The sequence below is a fragment of the Ochrobactrum sp. BTU1 genome (genome assembly GCA_018798825.1).
Lineage (GTDB): Bacteria > Pseudomonadota > Alphaproteobacteria > Rhizobiales > Rhizobiaceae > Brucella.
Genome location: CP076354.1, coordinates 910887 through 927664 on the forward strand (window position 1 = coordinate 910887; position 16778 = coordinate 927664).

A 16778-nucleotide genomic window follows, 5' to 3' on the forward strand; every position below is an offset into this window, starting at 1 on the left:
GTCAAATTCAATCCACTAGAGCCATTAGATGCGAGCTGAAAAGTGTTCATTAACTATAATTTTGTACGGGTAGATTTATGAAGTGCGCGCAATCATAGGTCTTGGCTGAAATGTCAGGATTTGAGATTATTCGATAATATCTGGATCGCGATTACGGATGCATTGTCTGAGCTTTAAAAACGCAGCAAACAAAATTTCGGCAGTTCGAAGCACGCTCGCGCTTCTGGCGATGGTTTTTGCCGCTATTTTCCATGTCGGTTCGGCCGTTGCTGCTGACGAAGCGCCACTTTCTGCTCTTACATATCGTATGGCGGGGGACGATCTGCGAATGCGGGTCGTTGTGATGTTTGATCGTAAGCCGGAAGTTTCGACGCTGCTGCTCGACAATCCGCATCGCCTGGTCTTTGATCTTCCAGAAACGCGTTTCGGCTTTGATGAAAAAAGCCTGGAGGCGAGGGGGATTGTATCGCGCGTGCGCTATGGCCTGGTTGGAAAAAGCCGGTCACGTCTTATTCTCACCTTGCGTGGACCATTCAACGTCGAAAACGTTCAGGTGATCCAAAACGAAACAACGTCGGGTTATCGGCTTGTCGCGGATATCATTGCGTCCTCTGATCGCGAGTTTTCTGAAAGGCTCAAGTCGCAGCATGAGGTTACTGGCTCAACTGAGCGTAAGTCCGCAACGGCTGCTAAGGCAGTTGCATCCGAATCCGGCGGGGCGCGGCCATTCATCGTGATGTTAGATCCCGGCCATGGTGGTATCGATAGCGGTGCTGAAAGCCTGAGTGGTATTAAAGAAAAAGATCTGACACTTGCCTTTGGTCAGGAGCTGCGCGATCGGCTGGGTAAGGAGAAGAATATCAAAGTCATGATGACGCGAGATGACGACACATTCCTGCGTCTCTCAGAGCGCGTGCGACTGGCTCGCCAGTACGAGGCTGATCTTTTCATTTCCATCCATGCCGATACGATCAATCAGGGCGATATACGCGGGGCGACGGTATATACAATTTCCGACAAAGCCTCTGACTCCGTTGCGCGAGCCATGGCTGAACGTGAAAACAAGTCGGATAGCGTTGCGGGCGCCGTTCCAGAAGAACTCCCGGAAGTTGCCGATATTCTGCTCGACCTGACTCGCCGGGAAACGCATACATTTTCGTTGAGCTTTGCCGAGAAGGTCATCAGTTCCCTGCAGGGTGAGGTAAACCTCATCAATAATCCGCATCGCTTTGCCGGTTTTCAGGTTCTGCGCGCGCCTGATGTGCCATCAGTGCTTATCGAAATCGGATATCTCTCCAATGCTGAAGACGAAAAACTGATCAGTAATCCTGAGTGGCGTCGCAAATTGGCTGACCGTATTGCCCGGGCGGTAAAAGCGTTCGAAATCCAAAAACACCCGGACACTTTGTCAAAAGGCTAGAATTATGTAATGTTTAGTGGGGGGCTCATATTCATCCCTGCTGATAAGATGCATGGTTGCAACAGTTTCTTGGATTTTTGTCGCTGCCCGGCATTTGCATGCGTTAAATTGGTAAAAACATAGAAACGATCTTGCCTTTGACGCATTTGATGGTCACTAAACCAGCTTGTTGCCAATGCGGCATAGGTCGACGGGTGCTCGTTTTGATTGCCCCTAAATATATGCGAATGATCTGAAGGCAGGATCCCGGATTTATGGTAAGGCTTATCGGATATTTCTTCGGAATTGGTACGGTTCTGGCGCTTTTGGTTGCTGGCGGCGTTGCCGTCTATATCGGTAGCGTCACAAAAGAACTGCCTGATTACGAAGTGCTCGCAAAGTACGAGCCTCCTGTTATGACGCGTGTTCATGCATCTGACGGTAGTCTGATGTCGGAATTTGCGCGCGAACGCCGCATGTATTTGCCGATTCAGGCCGTGCCAAATCGCGTCAAAGCTGCTTTCATTTCTGCTGAAGACAAAACATTCTACGAACACCATGGTCTCGATTTTGGTGGTCTCGCGCGGGCAGTGCTGACGAATGTTAAGAACATGGGTTCTGGCCGTCGCCCGGTTGGCGCATCGACCATCACGCAGCAGGTCGCAAAGAACTTCCTTCTAAGCTCTAACCAGACCTATGACCGCAAGATCAAAGAAGCGATTCTTGCGATGCGCATTGAGCAGGCCTATTCCAAAGATCGTATTCTCGAGCTCTATCTCAATGAAATCTTTTTCGGTCTCGGTTCCTACGGCATCGCCAGCGCTGCACTCACTTATTTCGACAAGTCTGTTGGTGAGTTGAGCATTGCTGATAGCGCGTATCTCGCCGCACTGCCAAAAGGTCCAAACAACTATCATCCGTTCCGCTACCCCGATCGCGCGATCGAACGCCGCAACTGGGTTATCGATCGTATGGCCGAAAACGGCTACATCACGATGCAGGAAGCGGATGAAGCGAAGAAAGAACCGCTCGGCGTAAAGACCCGTACTGCTACCCATTATCTGTTTGCTTCGGAATACTTCAGTGAAGAAGTGCGCCGCCAGATCATCCAGAAATATGGCGTCGATGCCCTTTATGAGGGTGGTCTTTCGGTTCGTACAACTCTTAACCCAACCATGCAGGTCGAAGCGCGCAAGGCGCTGCAGGCAGCTCTGCTCCGTTACGACGAAGCACGCGGCTGGCGCGGCCCTGTAAAGCACGCCGAGCTTGGTAGCGACTGGGCTTCTGCTTTCGGTGATTTGCAGGCATATCCTGATGTGCCTGAATGGCAGCTCGCAGTTGTACTCAATGTATCCGCTGCAGGCGCTGATATTGGGCTTCAGCCTGAAGTCGAAGGTTCTGGTTCCCGCAGCAAAGAGCGCACGCGTGCCTTTATTGCGGCTGATGACATGAAATGGGCAATGCGCGTCACCAATATCGGTGGCAAGCGCAGCAGCGCCAAGTCGCCGGAAGGTGTGTTGAACACTGGCGATATTATCTATGTCTCTAAGGTTGGTGACGGCGGTTCGCGTTTCCGTCTGCAACAGCCGCCGAAGCTACAGGGCGCGCTTGTCGCGATGGACCCTCATACCGGTCGCGTGTTGTCGATGGTTGGCGGGTTCTCATTTGGTGAATCTGAATTCAACCGCGCGACACAGGCGTATCGCCAGCCAGGTTCATCGTTCAAGCCGTTCGTCTATGCTGCTGCACTCGACAATGGTTATACCCCGGCTTCCGTTGTGCTGGATGGTCCGTTGGAAGTTAATCAGGGTGGCGCACTCGGTGTGTGGGCTCCGAAAAACTACTCCGGTAAGTTCTCCGGCCCCTCGACGCTCCGCTACGGTATTGAACAGTCGCGTAACGTCATGACCGTGCGCCTCGCGCAGGACATGGGCATGAAGACGGTTGCAGAATATGCAGAACGCTTCGGTGTTTACGACAAGATGTTGCCGGTTCTGTCGATGTCGCTCGGCGCTGGTGAAACAACGGTTCTGCGGATGGTTACGGCCTATTCTGTGATCGCAAATGGCGGACAGAGCATCACACCTTCGATGATTGACCGTATTCAGGATCGCTACGGCAAGACGGTGTTCAAGCACGATGGACGCCAGTGCGAAGGCTGTAATGCCCAGCAATGGTCCAATCAGGAAGAGCCAACTTTGATCGACAATCGCGATCAGGTGCTTGATCCGATGACCGCTTACCAGATCACATCCATGATGGAAGGTGTCGTTCAACGCGGTACTGCTCAGCTTCTTAAGAGCCTTGATCGTCCACTTGCCGGTAAGACCGGTACGACCAACGATGAAAAAGACGCCTGGTTTGTCGGCTTCACGCCTGACCTGGTTGTCGGTGTATTCATGGGTTATGACACGCCAACTCCGCTGGGTCGCGGCGGTACTGGTGGCGGTCTCGCTGCTCCGGTCTTCAAGGAGTTTATGGGCCAGGCTTTGGCTGGAACGCCGAAGGTTGATTTCCGTGTCCCTGAAGGTATGACGCTGATTGCGATCAACCGTAAAACCGGTATGCGCACGAATAAGGGCGATCCGAACCTGATCATGGAAGCCTTCAAGCCTGGGACCGGACCGTCTGATACCTATTCGGTCATTGGTATGGATCAGTTCCGCGAAGGGTCACCGGTTCAGCCGCAGTCGCCACAGGCAACCCGCGCTATCAATTCGGGTTCAGGCGGACTTTACTGACGTCAGCCTCTTTACACTGCGCCGCGTGCTAATTATGGTCCGCGGCGCTTGAATGGTTTTAACTTTAGCCATTCTGCGTTGAGGCAGAGCGCATCGCTTTGGTGGGATGCGCTTCAGAACAAAGCGGCTCGCTTCGAGCCTTTGTTCTCTCCATCCACGACTGAATTATTGAAGGAACGATTTGCCCATGCGCGCGGAAATCGAGACGCTGGTTGACGAAATCCAGCAGGCCATAAGCCTGCTGAGGAGGCATCTTTGACTGGGATCAGGCAATCAAACGTCTGGGCTATCTGAATCAGAGAGCTGAAGATCCGACCCTTTGGAATGATGCACAGGAAGCCCAGAAGCTGATGCGTGAGCGGCAGCAACTGGAAGACAGCATCAACGGCATTAACGGCCTGAAGCAGACGCTTAACGACAGCATTGAACTTATCGCCATGGGCGAAGAAGAAGATGACAAGTCGATTATTGCGGATGCTGAAAACACCATTCGCGATCTGAAGAAGGAAGTCGACAGCCGACAGATCGACATGCTACTTTCAGGTGAAGCGGATGCCAACGACACCTATCTTGAAGTCCATGCTGGCGCAGGCGGCACGGAAAGTCAGGATTGGGCGTCGATGCTTCTGCGCATGTACACACGCTGGGCCGAACGCAGCGGGCGTAAAGTTGAAGTGATGGAAGTGCATTACGGCGAAGAAGCAGGCATCAAGTCTGCAACGATCCTGATCAAGGGCCATAATTCATACGGTATGGCGAAGACGGAATCCGGCGTGCACCGTCTGGTTCGTATTTCGCCTTACGATTCGAATGCCCGTCGTCACACTTCGTTTGCGAGTATCTGGGTTTATCCGGTCATCGATGACAACATCGATGTGCAGGTAACGGAAGCGGATGTCCGTATCGATACCTACCGCGCATCGGGTGCCGGTGGTCAGCACGTCAATACGACTGACTCAGCCGTGCGTATTACGCACATTGCGTCGGGTATCGTGGTGCAGTGTCAGGCCGAACGTTCGCAGCACAAGAACCGCGAAAAGGCTTGGTCGATGTTGCGTGCGCGTCTTTACGAGGAAGAACTCAAGAAGCGCGAAGAAGCAACTGACGCGGCCAACGCCACCAAAACCGATATCGGTTGGGGGCATCAGATCCGCTCTTACGTGCTTCAGCCGTATCAGCTTGTTAAAGACCTTCGTACGGGCGTTGAAAGCACAAACCCGCAAGAAGTGCTTGATGGCGCGGTCACACCGTTCATGGAAGCAGCCCTCGCACATCGCATTCAGGGCGGTGGCGAAGCAATCGAAGATATTGATTGATCGGTTCCCGATGACGCTAAATAGAAAACCCGGCCTTGTGCCGGGTTTTTTGCATATGCATGTCAGATTATGCCGGAGAAATTTGCGGCCCTTACTAAGCGTCACGAATCTTTTGACGCCGTGCGCTTGATCTCAGCTCTTGGCTTATAGGCCCGCGGACCAGTGATAATGGGATCAATACCCTGAAGATTTGGCGCATTATCGGGAATAAGTAGCTCTTGCTGCGCAGAAATATTCGGCATGGGCTCAGATGGCATTTCTGGCAAAGGCTGCATTGCCGAAGAACCTTTTAACAGCGACGCGAGCTTGCTGTTCTGCGGCTTATCCGAACTGCCACCTTCAGTATTGAGATAGATACCAACGCCTAAGCAAAGAGCGACCGTAACAGCGCTAAATCCAAGAACTTTAGATCGAATTCCGAACATGCCGATTGCTTTGCTTTCCATGCTTTCGAATCAACGAAATTCTATCATGGTTAACAAAGCTTATCCGAAGCTTTTGTGGTCAGATCGAAACAGGTGACAAGTTGCGATAAATGCGTGCGCCAGTTCATTGAACGGTGGCTTGAGGTCACTCGCGGAAATTGCTCTGATGGCATTCCCCGCGCAGAGACGGTTCAAACCTTTGCTTTTCAGAGTGCGCGCGCTGCCTTAAGAACGGCTTCAGCGTGACCTGCGACTTTTACTTTTTCCCAGACGTGGGCGACGCGGCCATCTGCATCAATAAGAAAAGTGGCGCGTTCAACGCCCATGTATTTACGGCCATACATGCTCTTTTCTACCCAAACACCGTAGGCTTCCAAAGCGGCTCGGTCTTCATCTGCTGCAAGCTCGACCGTCAGGTCATGTTTTTTGCGAAACTTGGCATGTTTTTCCGCGCTGTCGGGCGACAGACCAATGATGCGAGCGCCGATCTTGTCGAATTCAGGCTTTAGCTGCGAAAACGCAATCGCCTCTTTGGTGCAGCCGGATGTATCGTCTTTCGGATAGAAATAAACGACGACTGGTCCGCCTTTAAGTGAAGACAACGAGATTGCACCATTATCGGATGGCAATGAAAAATCCGGTGCCAGATCTCCAACTTGGGGACGAGCCATATCTAGGCCTTTCTTTTATGGATAAACGGGGAAACTGCCTGTTACACTCAAATCTATCGCATTCAGGGTAAGCTCATGCAACCATTCAAGTGCAGCTTGCAGAGACCTTTGACGGGTGTTGATAATTCACCGGATTCGATCAAGAATGTTTCGGATGCGATGAGGAAGTGAAATAAAAACAGAAAGTTACTAAGCTCTTATAAACTGCCTCGTGAGGTCTTCCATTTGCGGAAATATGTTGTTCGGCTGGAATATTGACAGATAAACCGCGCCAGATCCGCTTTACAAAGCGGGAGATGAAAAGAATCGAACGCCTCGCAGCTGAAGGCGAGGATTGTGCTGCGCTTGGACTAACGCGGCCTCGGCGCTCGTTTGTCACCTGGTGTTCTCACGCTTTTCTTTCTTTGTGCATCGTGCTCGTCCTCATCGGCGGCGCAGGATTTGTCATTTTACGTGGCGGCGTAAACAGCGATCTCTTGCGCGACGAAGCGCAAAAGAGCCTTAGCGGAATTCTCGGTGAAGAAGCATCGGCTTCCATTGCGAGTGCAGGTTTGTCGCTTGACCAAAACAGTCTGGTTGCACTTGAAGCGCGGGGCGTGTCGATTTCTGAGCCAAAGCAGGGGCTGGAGATCAAAGATATCAGATCGGTAAGATTGGGACTGGCCCCACTGCCGCTGTTGACGGGCAAAGTCCGCGTTGCAGAGCTTGAAATCGACGGTGCGAGTTTTGACCTACCGGAGCAGAAGGGCGCAGGTTTCTGGAAGTCTCTGCCTTACGACAACAACGGCTATATAGATTTTGATGCGGTTTCAAACGAGCTGTTCTCGACAATGCGCCGCAATCTCGAATTGCTGAGGGATCAGAATACTCAGGCAATTGGCCTTCTGAATACAACAATCCGATTTAAGACAGGCGGCACGCAGCAAAGTGTTGAAGTTAAGAAGCTTCGACTGGTCGAAAACAATGGCAAGATTTCAATCGAAGGCAGTGTTGTCTGGCAAAATAAAACCATAGCAATTGATGGGAATATTGATCGCAAAGGGCAGGAAAATGATCTTGACGCTTTCCAGATCAAGGTCAGCAACCTGCCGATTGACCTTGGTTCGCCCGAAGAAGTGGCGCCAATAATTGATGGAAATCGGGTTAATCCAGCTCATTTCGATTTGCAGGGTAAGGCGAGCCTCGCCCTGTCAGGCAAGGCAGCGAATGGTGAGAATCCAGAACGCGTAACCGCCGATCTCGCCGTTGATGGCATCGAGATGGAAATTGGTCGCGTTAATGATGTGCTCGGTAAAGCGGCTCTCCGCATTGAGCATTCTGTTGGGAGTGGCAAACTTGAAATCAAGCCGTCCCGAATCCAGCTTGGCGGAATGAACGCGGCGTTTAACGGAGCGTTTGGACCAGACCCTGATTCTGAAAACAATGCGGGTGGTCCGAGCTATCGTTTTGAAGTCGTGACAAGTTCAGCCACCAGTATGCCAGCCGAATCGAGCGATCCTGAATTGCCGTTTGGTGTTAAAATTGCGGGTCGGTTTCTTGCCAATCAGCAACGACTGCAGTTCTCCAATCTGGATGTTAAGACTGAAACAGGAGAACTTTACGGGCAGGGCAGCATGGCCTTCGGCAATGGTTCGCCCGAGATGATTTTCATGCTGCGTATTCCCGAAATGCCTGTAGCGGACGCAAAACATCTTTGGCCGATTGATGTCGCTGACGGCGCGCGCGAATGGGTACTGAAAAACCTCTACGGCGGCATTCTGAAAGACAGCCGCATTGATATTTCTCTGGCGGGTGGGCGTTTTAACGGTCCCGGCTTACCGCCTCCATTGACCGGCGAAGAGATCAAAGCAGACTTCAATGTGTCGGATACGCGCTTTGATGTGATCGGTGAATTGCCGCCCGTTCGCGATGTTACGGGGAACATCTCGGTGCGCGGTGCGCATACGACGATTAAGCTGGAAAAGGGTGTGGCCTACACACCGGATAATCGGAAGGCATCCGTTTCGGACGGCACGCTGATTATCCCATGGGGGCCGCAGCGCCCCGTTATTGCTGATCTTGATCTGTTGGTATCTGGGGATGCAGCGGCAATTGCTGAGATTGCAGGCAAAAAGCCGATTGATGTGCTGAAAAGCGTGCCGTTTGTGCCAGAAGATGTGACCGGCGATGTCAAGGCAAAGGTGAAAGTCGGGTTTGCTGTTTCCAAGGGTGCTCCTCCCGGTACATTGACATGGAATGCCGATATAGGATTCACCGACCTTGCGATTGCCAAGCCCGTTGGCGGCTCCAATGTGAGCGATGCGACGGGCAGCATCAAAGTTGATCAATCTGCTGCGCTCATAACAGCAGATGCAAAGCTTGATGGCGTCCCTGCCAAGATATCGATGACCGAGCCGGTGGATCGTTCTGGCCCCGTCAAGCGCGAGCAGAAAATCAAGCTTGAGCTCGATGATAGCTCCCGGGACAAGCTTTTGCCCGGATTAAAAGATCTCTTCTCTGGCCCGATATCCGTTGACCTCGGTATGGAGAATAACGGCCAAAGACGCGTTTCTGCGGATTTGGACAAGACACAAATAAGCTTGCCCTGGCTTGGTTGGCGCAAAGGTAGCGGCGTTCCGGCTAAGGCGACATTCGATCTGGTAAAAGCCAGCGGCACTGACGGCAAGCTTGATATCCGCAATTTGGTTCTGACGGGCGATGCATTCGGCGCGAAGGGCAATCTTTCGATATTGGGCGGCGATTTCCAGTCGGCTGACTTCAGCGAAATTCGATTGACGCGTTCGGACCGAATGAGTGTAAAAGCCACCAAAAGCTCCGGCGGCTATCGTGTGACCGTTCGAGGCTCCCAGTTCGATGCTCGTTCAATCATCAAACAGATATCTGATATCCAGAAGAAGAGCGAAAGTTCGGGGGGGAAAAGCCCACGCATTGTCGTCAGCGCTCAGGTTGATGAAGTGAGCGGGTTCAACGATGAAAAACTCCGCAACGTGGCTGTTTCTTATGAGAATGCAGGCAACAAGATTTCCGGCGTTTCCGTGAATGCCGTTACCTCATCTGGTGCAGCTTTCGTTGCGACAAACAACGATCAGGGTGATGCCCGTTCGGTCTCGCTGCAATCCAATGATGCCGGTGCAGTTCTGCGCTTTTTCGATTTTTATGACAAAATGCGCGGCGGGAAAATTACCGTTGGTCTTGCCGGTCAGGGGAATGGACCATTGAGTGGGCAGATTGATGCGCGTAATTTCGCGATTATCAATGAGCCGCGATTGGCCAAGATCGTTTCCAGCTCTCCTTCAAGCGGTGGCACCAGCCTCAATCAGGCAGTTAAGCGGGATATCGACGTCTCACGGGTTGATGTTGAACGTGGGTTCTCTCTGATCGAAAAGGGTGAGGGTTATCTCAAGCTTTCCAAGGGCGTGGTACGCGGCCCATCTGTAGGGACGACCTTCCAAGGCACGCTTTATGATCAACGTGGCAATATGTCGATCACCGGCACATTCATGCCCGCTTATGGCGTGAACCGTATTTTTGGTGAGGTTCCAATCTTCGGCGCTCTACTTGGCAATGGCCGTGATCGTGGACTTCTCGGCATTACCTTCAAGCTTGAAGGCAGCGCCAAGCAGCCACAGGTAATGGTCAATCCGATCTCGATTATCGCGCCGGGCATTTTCCGCTCGATCTTCGAGTTCTAGAGCGCATCCCGAAAAGTGCTAAGCGGTTTTCGGAACAAGATGCGCGTAAAGACAAATGTATAGAGCATTTCCAATGACTCAATCAAAACAGGAAATGCTCTAAGAGAGATCAAATCAGAGCAAATAAAAGCCGGGCTTAGCCCGGCTTTTTTCGTTATGCGATAAGCCCTTACGCTGGGCGGATTAGAACGTGACGCTTCTTGCCGAGCGATACCTTGATAACGCCCTGATCGTTGAGAGCGGAAGCGTTGATCGTCAGGCGCGGATCGGTAACAGGCTCGTCATTGATACGAACTGCGCCACCTTCGATGTGACGACGTGCTTCGCCGTTGGTTGCACAGAGTTCTGCAAGAACCATCAGCGCCAACACACCAATACCGTCATTTAGCGTTGCTTTGTGGACGCCAACCGTTGGCAGATTTTCCGACAGTTCACCGTCTTCAAAGGTCTTGCGCGCGGTTTCCGCAGCTTCTTCGGCAGCGGTACGGCCATGCAGGATTGCGGTAATCTCGGTTGCAAGGATCTTCTTTGCTTCGTTGATTTCCGAACCACCCAGTGCTGCAAGCTTTGCAATCTCATCCATAGGCAGCGTCGTGTAGAGCTTCAGGAAGCGTTCTACGTCCGCATCTTCCGTATTGCGCCAGTATTGCCAGAAATCGTAGGCGCTGAGCATATCGGCGTTAAGCCAGATTGCACCACCCAGCGACTTACCCATCTTCTGGCCGGAAGCCGTGGTGAGCAAAGGCGAGGTGAGGGCGTAAAGCTGTGGCGTACCCATACGGTGACCGAGATCGATACCGTTGATGATATTGCCCCATTGATCCGAACCGCCCATCTGCAGGCGAACGCCATGACGCTTGTTCAGTTCTACGAAGTCGTAGGCCTGAAGGATCATGTAGTTGAATTCGAGGAACGACAGCGACTGCTCACGATCAAGACGTGTCTTTACCGAATCAAACGACAACATGCGGTTGACCGAGAAATGACGGCCGACATCGCGCAGGAATTCGAGGTAGTTGATGTTGCGCAGCCAGTCGGCATTGTTGACCATCATGGCGTCGTTTGGACCGTCACCGAAGGTCAGGTAATTTGCGAAAACGCGTTTGATGCCGGCAATGTTCTCGGCAATCGTGTCTTCGGTCATCAGCTTGCGTGCTTCATCCTTGAAGGATGGATCGCCAACCATGCCTGTACCGCCGCCCATAAGGGCTATGGCCTTGTGGCCGGTCTGCTGGAACCAGTGCAGCATCATGATCTGGATCAGACTGCCAACGTGGAGACTCGGCGCTGTAGGATCGAAGCCAATATAGGCCGTCACGGTTTCCTTGGCCAACAATTCGTCGAGGCCGCTTTCATCGGAAATCTGATGAATAAAGCCGCGCTCGGAAAGTGTGCGAAGAAAATCGGATTTAAAACCGGACATGCCCTTTTCCTGACTGATTAGGCGAGAATGGAAACAACAGTAATCAAGTGCTTACCGCCTTATGATATTTTGCCTTTAGCATCATTCAAGCGGGAATAACAAGGAAAGTCCGGTATGGCCGATTTGAAACGCGCAATAGGACTGATGAGCGGTACTTCGATGGATGGTATCGATATTGCGCTTCTGACCACCGATGGTGAAAATTGGGTCGAGCGTGGACCATCCAGTGCTGTGTCTTATTCGGAGGGGTTTCGTGGGCGCTTGAAGGCAGCGCTGGTTGATGCGCGCAGTATCAACAAACGCAGTGAACGCCCCGGAGTCCTTAAACAGCTTGAACACGACCAGACCCTTCTTCATGCGATAGCGATTCAGGATTTCCTATACGCGCATTCGTTAAGGCCTGATGAGATCGATGTGATCGGTTTCCATGGTCAAACCGTGCTGCATCGTCCACGTGAGGCGCTGACTGTTCAGATAGGCGATGGACAGCTGCTGGCTGAAGAGACGGGCATTCCCGTCGTCTATGATATGCGTGCCGAAGATATGCGACACGGCGGCGAGGGTGCCCCTCTGATTCCGGCCTATCACGCAGCTTTAGCGGCCAATCTTCCGTTTGGCCTCGATGGGCCGGTGGTCTTCGTCAATATCGGTGGCATATCCAACCTGACCTATGTTGGTGAGGGCGGTGCGCTGATGGCCTATGACAGTGGGCCGGGCAATATGCTGATCGATCAGTGGATGGAGCTGCATGAACAGGGAAGCTTTGATTCAGGCGGCATCACGGCGATGAGCGGCACTGTGGATGAGACCTTGGCTTTGAAATATCTCGATCACGAGTTTTTCAAAGGGAATCATCGTCGTTCTTTGGATCGGGGTGATTTTGTCGTTCCTGCGAAAGATGAAGCGAACTTGGCAACAGGCGCACGCACGCTTGCTTATGTCAGTGCGGCCGCCATTCTGCGGTCGGCTTCGCATCTGCCGTCGAAGCCTCGAACCTATGTCGTCAGTGGCGGCGGACGTAAGAATGCAGCGATCATGGCTGAACTGAGTGCGCTTGCAGAGCGTGAAGGCGCACGCGTTTTGGATGCTGATAATGCGGGTTTTGATGGCGATGCCATGGAAGCGGAAGCCTGGGCCTATCTCGCTGTGCGCTCAATGCGTGGGCTGCCGCTCACCTATCCGACGACAACGGGCTGCGATAAGCCTGTTTCCGGCGGTGTTCTTTCACTTCCGCCAAAATAAAAGCCCGGTGAGAACAATCACCGGGCTTCAGTAGGATCAGCCTTTTAAGGCTTTTAGCGCAGACGCTTCTGGCGGACTTCAACCAGTTCGCCAGCAAGACGGCGCTCCAGATATTCCGAGCATTCGTCGATCAGCTGATCGCCCATGCCGGTGAAGAAGTGGTTCGCACCCGGAATGGTATTCTGGGTAATGGTGATACCCTTCTGCGTCTTGAGCTTATCAACGAGCCCCTGAACATCCTTTGGCGGTGCAACCTTATCCTGATCGCCATGAATGATCAGGCCCGAAGATGGGCAAGGCGCAAGGAACGCAAAGTCGTAGGTGTTTGGCTGCGGCGCGACCGAGATAAAGCCTTCGATTTCCGGACGGCGCATGAGAAGCTGCATACCGATCCACGAACCAAACGAATAACCGGCGACCCAGCAATTCTTCGAATCCGGATGCAGAGCCTGCACCCAGTCGAGCGCACTTGCCGCATCCGACAATTCACCCGCGCCGTGGTCGAATTCGCCCTGACTGCGACCAATGCCACGGAAGTTGAAGCGAAGCGTCGTAAAACCGCGCTGCTGGAACATATAGAACAGATCATAGACGATCTTGTTGTTCATCGTTCCACCGAACTGCGGGTGCGGATGCAGGATAAGGGCTATAGGCGCATTCTTTTCCCGTGAAGGCTGATAGCGGCCTTCAAGGCGTCCGGCAGGGCCGTTGAAAATGACTTCTGGCATGTGTACTCCGCTGGTGATCGGAAGATCGGCTTCAGGGTGGCGAACTTGACGTGGGGGTGCGCCGCTTCTAGAACCGATTTGAAATTTCGTTAGACTGGACCGTAGTTCAGTACCTAATGTGGCTTAATAGGCTTTTCCTGATTGAAAATTCAAGAAAATTGCGCTTCTGGCCACTTTATGGTGTCGCTTAGGAGATAGTATCGGTGATCGGAACCGGCAAGAGGCTCTATCTGGACTATAATGCCAGTGCGCCTTTGCTTGATGAAGCGCGCAATGCAGTCATCGAGGCATTAGGCATAACCGGCAACCCTTCATCCGTGCATCGTGAGGGCAGGGCTGCCCGCGCGCTGGTCGAATCGGCTCGCCGTAGTGTGGCGGCACTCGTGAATGCCAAGCCTGAGCATGTCTTTTTCACATCTGGCGCCACCGAAGCCGCATCCACCTTGTTGACGCCGATCTATATGATGGGGCGTTCGCCGGTGCGTCTGTCGCATCTTTATGTAAGCGCAACCGAGCACCCCTGTATGTTGGCGGGCGGACAATTTGCTCCAGACAACATCACGGTTCTTCCGGTCGATGAAAATGGTGTCCTTCGTCTGGATGCACTGGAACAAGCGCTGAAAGCGCACGACAAGAGCGCGGGCTTGCCGCTCGTAGCCGTTCAGGCCGCGAATAATGAAACCGGAGTAATCCAGCCCATTCGCGAGATCGCAGCACTCGTCAAAACAGCGGGCGGTATCTTCGTTGTTGATGCGGTACAAGCCGCTGGACGTATTAAGATCGATATTACAGCGGGTTGTGGCGATTATCTCATAATCTCTTCACATAAGATCGGTGGTCCGAAGGGTGTTGGTGCGGTGATCGCAATCTCCGATCTCATGATGCCGAAGGCGCTGGTCCGGGGCGGCGGTCAGGAAAAGGGACATCGCGCAGGCACAGAAGCGCTTCCGTTGATTGCGGGCTTTGGTGCGGCCGCGGATGTTGCAGCCACTCGACTGAACGGCAATGGCTGGTCTTTCGAAGCGCGTGACCGGCTTGAAACCGGCCTCATGGAGATTGCACCAAGTGCCACGATCCACGGTAAATCCGTTGATCGTCTCCCGAACACGACCTTCTTCTCGCTGGATGGACAAAAGGCTGAAACCGTTCAAATCGCATTCGACCTTGGCGGAATAGCTCTGTCGGCAGGATCAGCCTGTTCTTCGGGAAAGGTCGGACCAAGTCATGTGCTGGCTGCAATGGGCCTTGAGGAAGGGCCGGGCGCGATCCGTGTTTCGCTCGAACCAAACGCTCCAATAGAATCTGTTGATCAGTTTCTTGAAGTTTTGCGCAAAATCGTTGCCCGTCACGAGCGCTCAAAGGCCAGTTAAACGCCTAATCGGGCCTAACCTCGTAAATTATTCTTGAATTTTACCAGCAAATTTAAAGCCGGGCTTGAAATTTAGTTTAGAGAGGTTTTAAAGAAGCGACACGCACACTATATTGTGGCGAGGATAGCGACTATCATCGCCCTGACGTTTGCAACTGTCGAACCTTGAATTCGACGAGGATGGAGAACGCCAATGCCTGCAGTGCAGGAGACCATTGATCAGGTTCGCGGCTTGGACGTGGACCAGTATAAGTACGGCTTCGAAACAACGATCGAATCCGAGAAGGCCCCAAAGGGTCTTAATGAAGATATCATTCGCTTCATTTCCGCTAAAAAAGAAGAGCCGGAATGGATGCTTGAGTGGCGTCTGAAGGCCTATGAACGCTGGCTCACCATGGAAGAGCCATCATGGGCGCGCGTGGATTATCCAAAGATCGATTTCCAGGATGCGTATTATTACGCAGCCCCGAAGAATCAGACCGGCCCGAAATCGCTGGATGAAGTCGATCCGGAATTGCTCCGCACATATGAAAAGCTTGGTATTCCCCTGCGTGAGCAGGAAATCCTCGCTGGCGTGCGCAAGCAGGGCGATCCAAGCGAAATCGACGGCAATCCATCGGACAACGTTTATGCATCGGGCCGCGTGGCTGTTGATGCCGTGTTCGACAGTGTTTCCGTTGTCACGACCTTTAAGGCAGAGCTTGCCAAAGCGGGCGTGATCTTCTGCTCGATTTCGGAAGCCATTCGCGAGCATCCTGAACTGGTTCAGAAGTATCTCGCTTCGGTTGTTCCGGTTTCGGACAATTATTATGCGACGCTGAACTCAGCTGTCTTCACCGATGGTTCGTTCGTCTATGTACCAAAGGGCGTTCGCTGCCCGATGGAGCTTTCGACATATTTCCGTATCAATGAGAAGAATACGGGCCAGTTCGAGCGCACGCTGATCATCGCGGAAGAAGGCGCCTACGTCTCCTATCTCGAAGGCTGCACCGCACCACAGCGCGACGAAAACCAGCTCCACGCAGCAGTCGTTGAACTAATCGCGCTCGATAATGCCGAGATTAAGTATTCGACCGTTCAGAACTGGTATCCGGGCGATAGCAGCGGTAAGGGCGGCATCTATAACTTCGTTACCAAGCGTGGCGATTGCCGTGGTGATAATTCCAAGATTTCGTGGACGCAGGTTGAAACCGGCTCCGCTGTAACGTGGAAATATCCTTCCTGCATTCTGCGCGGTGACAATTCGCGTGGCGAATTCTACTCGATTGCCGTTTCCAACGGCTATCAGCAGATCGACAGCGGCACCAAGATGATCCACCTCGGCAAAAACACGTCGAGCCGCATCATCTCCAAGGGTATTTCGGCAGGCAATTCCAACAATACCTATCGCGGTCAGGTTTCAGCCCATCGTAAGGCTGAAAATGCCCGCAACTTCACCCAGTGCGACTCGCTCCTGATCGGCAACGATTGCGGTGCGCATACCGTGCCATATATCGAGGCGAAAAACGCCACGGCACAGTTTGAGCACGAGGCAACCACCTCCAAGATTTCCGAAGACCAGCTGTTCTACGTTATGCAGCGCGGCATTCCGGAAGAGGAGGCAATCGCCCTCATCGTCAATGGTTTTGTGAAGGAAGTTATTCAGGAACTGCCAATGGAATTCGCCGTCGAGGCGCAGAAGCTCATTGGCATTTCGCTTGAAGGCAGCGTCGGTTAATCCGGCGCGCTTTACTGCCTTACCACATCCGATTTTCTGGCCAGCCCTTTAACTG

General features: G+C 52.7%; 11 protein-coding genes. 7 read left to right on the forward strand and 4 right to left on the reverse strand.

Annotated elements, in window-relative coordinates; translation table 11 throughout:
* Nucleotides 1-229 precede the first annotated feature (229 nt).
* The 3 genes from KMS41_04400 (at nt 230) to prfB (ending at nt 5456) form a co-directional block, all read left to right on the forward strand.
* On the forward strand, nt 230-1420 hold the full coding sequence (locus KMS41_04400) for an N-acetylmuramoyl-L-alanine amidase (GenBank protein QWK78771.1): 1191 nt from the start codon (nt 230-232) through the stop codon (nt 1418-1420).
* 254 nt (nt 1421-1674) lie between these two features.
* The gene (locus KMS41_04405; GenBank protein ID QWK78485.1) at nt 1675-4140 is read left to right on the forward strand and encodes a penicillin-binding protein 1A; all 2466 of its coding nucleotides are present in this window, start codon (nt 1675-1677) and stop codon (nt 4138-4140) included.
* A 187-nt stretch (nt 4141-4327) separates the two neighbouring features.
* A protein-coding gene (prfB, locus tag KMS41_04410; GenBank protein ID QWK78486.1) for a peptide chain release factor 2 occupies nt 4328-5456 on the forward strand; the annotation gives its coding sequence in 2 pieces (ribosomal slippage) (nt 4328-4396 and nt 4398-5456; 1128 coding nt in all).
* 101 nt (nt 5457-5557) lie between these two features.
* Here prfB and KMS41_04415 read toward each other — a convergent pair.
* Both KMS41_04415 and KMS41_04420 read right to left on the reverse strand, forming a co-directional pair.
* The gene (locus KMS41_04415; GenBank protein QWK78487.1) at nt 5558-5902 is read right to left on the reverse strand and encodes a hypothetical protein; all 345 of its coding nucleotides are present in this window, start codon (nt 5900-5902) and stop codon (nt 5558-5560) included.
* Nucleotides 5903-6087: 185 nt separating this feature from the next.
* Nucleotides 6088-6552 carry a peroxiredoxin gene (locus KMS41_04420; GenBank protein QWK78488.1) on the reverse strand — a complete coding sequence of 155 codons (465 nt, stop codon included), beginning with the start codon at nt 6550-6552 and terminating at the stop codon, nt 6088-6090.
* A 296-nt stretch (nt 6553-6848) separates the two neighbouring features.
* Here KMS41_04420 and KMS41_04425 point away from each other — a divergent pair, with 296 nt between their 5' ends.
* A complete protein-coding gene (locus KMS41_04425) occupies nt 6849-10244 on the forward strand; it encodes an AsmA family protein (GenBank protein ID QWK78489.1) in 3396 nt (1131 codons plus the stop codon).
* Between the two features lie 169 nt (nt 10245-10413).
* On the opposite strand, the gene KMS41_04430 is transcribed toward KMS41_04425, so the two are convergent.
* Nucleotides 10414-11667, reverse strand: coding sequence for a tyrosine--tRNA ligase (locus KMS41_04430; protein ID QWK78490.1), 1254 nt, complete (start codon nt 11665-11667; stop codon nt 10414-10416).
* Nucleotides 11668-11781: 114 nt separating this feature from the next.
* On the opposite strand from KMS41_04430, the gene KMS41_04435 reads away from it, so the two are divergent.
* Nucleotides 11782-12909 (forward strand): anhydro-N-acetylmuramic acid kinase, encoded by a 1128-nt coding sequence (locus tag KMS41_04435; GenBank protein ID QWK78491.1) that lies wholly within the window; start codon nt 11782-11784, stop codon nt 12907-12909.
* Between the two features lie 53 nt (nt 12910-12962).
* On the opposite strand, the gene KMS41_04440 is transcribed toward KMS41_04435, so the two are convergent.
* Entirely contained in the window at nt 12963-13637 is a 675-nt protein-coding gene (locus KMS41_04440) for an alpha/beta hydrolase (protein ID QWK78492.1), read from the reverse strand.
* 203 nt (nt 13638-13840) lie between these two features.
* Between KMS41_04440 and KMS41_04445 the strand changes: the two genes are divergently transcribed.
* Both KMS41_04445 and sufB read left to right on the forward strand, forming a co-directional pair.
* Nucleotides 13841-15007, forward strand: a complete 1167-nt coding sequence (locus KMS41_04445; GenBank protein ID QWK78493.1) for a cysteine desulfurase — start codon at nt 13841-13843, stop codon at nt 15005-15007.
* 192 nt (nt 15008-15199) lie between these two features.
* Entirely contained in the window at nt 15200-16723 is a 1524-nt protein-coding gene (gene sufB / locus KMS41_04450; protein QWK78494.1) for a Fe-S cluster assembly protein SufB, read from the forward strand.
* The last annotated feature ends 55 nt before the right edge of the window (nt 16724-16778 follow it).